We start from the raw sequence: 4882 nt of genomic DNA, 5'->3' as shown, positions 1-4882 counted from the left end.
TTAAGCAAGAAAAAGAAAACTTGAAAGCAAGGTTATAATATTACTTTTCAATATACTTCTCTTGCTTTGTAAGCAAGAATAAATTTTAGAACCAAGGTTCTAAGACTCCTATCCCCCTGCCGGGGGGCGTACTTTTGCAAACAAAAGTACCAAAATTTCCGAGAGACTGCCGCCTCTCGGACTCTGGGCTCCCTCGCTCCAACACCGCCTATCGGCGGCGCCAGCCGCTCGGCGTTACTCAAATATGACTTATGTCTCGCCATCTACTGGAGATAAGCGCAATTTACCTTATAGCTTGGAGCCTTTTCGCCATGAGGGCGCATTCTGGAAACTTCCTTCCCCACTGGTGTTCCGCGGCCGAGCCGCTCCAAGTCTTTGGTGCCCGCTAGAAGAAGGCTGGATTAAACAAGCCGCTTATTAGAAAAAGCCCGCAAGCAACGGGAACCGAAGTGTCGGGCGCATCGTGCGCCCGTCAAATTGGTGGAGAAGATATCTTGAATTGGCCCTCACATCGAGGAAGGCTGGAAGTATAAACTTAGATTACATCATTCTGGCCGAAGATTGAAGATGAATAATTTGCATTAAGAGGCGCAGTATGGGCCTGTGGGTTTCCCCTCGTGAGGGGACGGGGGAGCAAAGCTCCCCGGCAATTTTGGTACTTTTCCCGTGAAAAGTACCGCCCGCCGCGTAGGCGGATAAAGTCTTTAGAACGCAGTTCTAAAAAATTTCCCTTGCTTTTAAGCAAGAAAAAGGATAATTGAATAGGAGTTATAGAACGCAGTTCTAAAGAAACTCCCCGCCTACGCGGCGGGCGTATGCGAAGGAGTACGGATTGCCACGTCGGGCTGTCGCCCTCCTCGCAATGACCTGTAGGGGGAGGCGTCCCGCCGTGTGGGGGCTTATGTATAAGATCCTTCGCTGCGCTTGCGCTTCGCTCAGGATGACAAAGGGAGGCGTCCCGCCGTGTGAGGCGTATATGCATACACCTCATCCGTCTGCTTCGCAGACACCTTCCCCTCGAAGGGGAAGGCTTTTGAACGCAGTTCTAATAAAACCGCCCCGCTCGCAGACGGTCGTCTGCGGGCGGGGCCCCTTTTTTCGTTATTCTTCTTTTACAAGCTCCTTCAGCGAAGCCGCAAGGCCGCCCAAAGCCTGTATCTCCGAAGGAATGATTATCTTCGTCGCGTTGCCCTCGCTTACATGCTCTAGCGCCTCGAAGCTCTTTAACATAAGCACTGCGCGGTCGGGCTCTGCCGCCTTTATCTTTCTTAGACCCTCGGCCGTAGCCTCCTGCACCTTTAAGATGGCCTCGGCTTCACCCTCGGCGCGGCGTATCTGCGACTCCTTCTGCGCCTCCGCCGCAAGGATGGCCGACTGCTTGTCTGCCTCCGCCTGAAGTATCACGGACTCCTTTTGTCCCTCGGCCACGAGTATCGCCGCTCTCTTTTCGCCTTCTGCGCGTAAGATCGCCTCGCGGCGCTCGCGCTCCGCCTTCATCTGCTTCTCCATGGCCACCTGTATCTCGCGCGGCGGAATGATGTTTTTAAGCTCCACGCGGTTTATCTTTATGCCCCATGCGTCGGTGGCAACGTCGAGTATCTCGCGCATCTTCGAGTTTATCGTATCTCTTGAAGTGAGCGTCTGGTCAAGCTCCATGTCGCCTATGATATTTCTCAGCGTCGTCGCCGTTAAGTTCTCAATGGCGCGCATCGGGCTCTCAACGCCGTAAGCGTAAAGCTTCGGGTCGGTTATCTGGAAAAATACTACCGTGTCTATCTGAATAGTTACGTTGTCCTTCGTGATAACGGGCTGCGGCTTAAAATCGGCCACCTGCTCCTTGATGCTCACCTTTCTCGCGATCCTGTCGATAAAAGGTATGAGAAAGTGAAGCCCTACGCCCCACGTATTTATATACGCGCCGAACCTCTCGATAACGTATGCCGAGGCCTGAGGCACTATCTTTATACGGCTTATCAGGAATATAACGACCAATGCCAAAATAATAATAGGTACAAGCATGTTTTACTCCTCCTTTTCACTTGACTTTACTGCAGGCTCAACAATAAGCTTTACTCCGGAGATCTCGCGTATAACGGCTTTATCCCCCGATGAAAGCTTTATATCGTCCGACACGGACCTTGCGGTCCAGTCCTGTCCCATCACCTTCGCCGCGCCCCTGCCCAAAAGATTATCTATATCCTCGGTTATCACGCATTCCATGCCGATAAGGCGGTCGGCGTTCGTGCGCCTAAGCTTCGGCGTGAGTATCTTTTTTACCACCCGGCGCGTTGAAAGTATAAGCACGATGGATACTATCAAAAACAGCACTATCTGCCAAACGGGCTCAAGCCCCAGATTCGCGGCTATCATGGATACTATCGCGCCCAACGCGAACCATATGGCGACGAGCTGCACCGAAAATACCTCCAAAAGCGCCGCGACCACGATAACTGCCAGCCATATCCATACCCAGTTCATTTTACCCGCCCCCTTTCTTGGAAAAAAGACGAATCTTTACTGTAACAGTCTTCCGTCTGCCTTGTGAAGCTTACGAGCGAAACATATGACAGATCCATGTCCGTTCGTCTACTATGACGGTCCCCCGTCTGCCTTGTGAAGCTTACGATTCAGAATATACAATAAATTTATGTCCAATTTGTTAAAAAATAATCAATAGGCGGTTAATTCGCGCGTTTACTTTTTATTCTCCGCCTTCTTTGCCGCCTCCATCTTCATGCGCGCCTCTTTTGAAAGATACTTCTTTCTCAAACGGAGGAAATTCGGCGTTACCTCCAAAAGCTCGTCGTCGGCGATAAATTCAAGGCACTGCTCAAGGCTCAACACCTTGTGCGGCGTAAGCCTTAACGCCTCGTCGGAGCCGGACGCGCGCATATTCGTAACGTGCTTTTTCTTGCACACGTTCACGGCCATGTCGCCCTCGCGGCTGTTTTCGCCCACTATCATGCCCTCGTACACGTTCACGTTGGGGCCGATAAAGAGCGTTCCCCTGTCCTGCGCGTTATAAAGGCCGTAAGTCACCGACTTGCCCGTTTCAAACGCCACGAGCGAACCGCGCGTGCGCTCCTGTATCTCGCCGCGCATCGGCTCGTATCCCTCGAATATGGAGTTTATAACGGCCGTGCCCTTTGTCTTCGTCATCATTTCGCTTCTGTAGCCGATAAGTCCGCGCGAGGGGACCATAAATTCTATGCGCGAATAGCTCTGCGTAGGCGTTATCGAAAGAAGGTCGCCCTTTCTTAGATTAGTGCTCTCGATGACCGTTCCCACATATTCCTCCGGCGCGTCCACCACGAGACGCTCCATAGGCTCGCAGAGCTTGCCGTCCACCACCTTAGTTATTATCTTCGGCTTTGATACAAGAAATTCATACCCTTGGCGGCGCATGTTCTCTATGAGCACGGCTATATGAAGCTCGCCGCGTCCCGATATTTTGAACGTGTCGGCGGAGTCGGTGTCCTCCACCTTGAGGCTTATATTCGACTCAAGCTCCTTATAAAGCCTGTCGCGCAGGTGGCGCGAGGTGACGTAGGAGCCGTCCTGACCTGCGAACGGGCCGTCGTTTACCGAAAAGTTCATCGTGAGCACCGGCTGGTCTACCTTTATCGCGGGCAGCGGCTCGGGCGCGTCGGGCGAACACATGGAGTCGCCTATATTTATATCGGAAAGCGCCGAAATTGCAACTATCTCGCCTGTGGAGGCCTCCGGTACGGCCTCGCGCTTTAAGCTCTCGAACGTGTAAAGGCCCGACACCTTCGCTTTTACGATCTCGCCGTTTTGGCGGCATACCGCCACCTGGTCGTTTAAGGCCACGCGGCCCCGGTTTATCTTGCCCACGGCTATGCGGCCGGTGTAGTTGTCGTAATCTATGTTTGAAACGAGCATCTGAAACGGCCCATCCTCTACTCCCTTCGGAGGATCTATCTGATCCTTTATTATATCGAAAAGCGGCTTTAGGGTGCCGTCGTGCCTGTCGGGGCTAAGGGAAGCCCAGCCGTCTCGTCCCGATGCGAAAACAACGGGCGAATCGAGATACGATTCGTCGGCCTCAAGGTCCAAAAGGAGCTCGAGCACCTCGTCAACGACCTCGTGCGGGCGGGCGTTCGGCCTGTCGGCCTTGTTTATGACTATTATTACTTTGAGTCCCAAAGCTAGCGCCTTTTTTAAAACGAAGCGCGTCTGCGGCATACAGCCCTCGAATGCGTCTACCAAAAGGAGCACGCCGTCAACAAGGCCTAAGCTTCTTTCCACCTCGCCGCCGAAATCGGCGTGTCCGGGAGTATCTACTATATTTATTTTAATATCTTCATAATATATGGCGGTATTTTTTGCAAGGATCGTTATTCCGCGCTCACGCTCAAGGTCGTTGGAGTCCATAACGCGCTCGACTACCTGCTGATTCTCGCGGAAGATGCCGCTCTGGCGGAGCATTGCGTCAACGAGCGTCGTCTTGCCGTGGTCAACGTGCGCGATTATAGCGATGTTTCTTATATTTTCCTGTTTAACCATAAATCTCACCCTCGAATAAATTATACTTCTAACAAAACACTCTATATATTATCACACACAGCGATGCAATACAATAAAAGTATTTACTACAATTTGAGCTTTTAAAGAAAAATTTACCGTTTAAATTGCCAAACGGGCGACGTCCTTCGGGGGCGTGCTTTTCACAAAAGCGCTGCTTTTGAAACATTTCCCTTGCTTTGAAAGCAAGGACAATTTTTAGAACCAAGGTTCTAATACTCCTATCCCCCTGCCGGGGGGCCTACTTTTGTAACCTCAGACCACCCCAAAAAATCCGCTTCGCGTATTTTTAGGGGACCCCGGCGTACCAAAAGTTCCGAGAGACTGCCGCCTCTCG

Annotated in this window: 3 protein-coding genes; all 3 read right to left on the bottom strand. The window is 51.8% G+C overall.

Features of this window, described 5'->3' with window-relative positions:
* Positions 1–1101 precede the first annotated feature (1101 nt).
* Complete coding sequence (locus IJG50_03485; protein MBQ3378910.1) at positions 1102–2019, bottom strand: SPFH/Band 7/PHB domain protein; 918 nt, start codon at positions 2017–2019, stop codon at positions 1102–1104.
* 3 nt (positions 2020–2022) lie between these two features.
* A complete protein-coding gene (locus IJG50_03480; protein ID MBQ3378909.1) occupies positions 2023–2478 on the bottom strand; it encodes an NfeD family protein in 456 nt (151 codons plus the stop codon).
* A 216-nt stretch (positions 2479–2694) separates the two neighbouring features.
* Positions 2695–4527 (bottom strand): translational GTPase TypA, encoded by a 1833-nt coding sequence (gene typA, locus IJG50_03475; GenBank protein ID MBQ3378908.1) that lies wholly within the window; start codon positions 4525–4527, stop codon positions 2695–2697.
* Positions 4528–4882: the final 355 nt, after the last annotated feature.

This window comes from Clostridia bacterium (assembly GCA_017405765.1).
Lineage (GTDB): Bacteria > Bacillota > Clostridia > Oscillospirales > RGIG577 > RGIG577.
The sequence above is the reverse complement of the archived record's forward strand: the minus strand, read 5'-3'. Positions and strand labels throughout refer to the sequence as shown.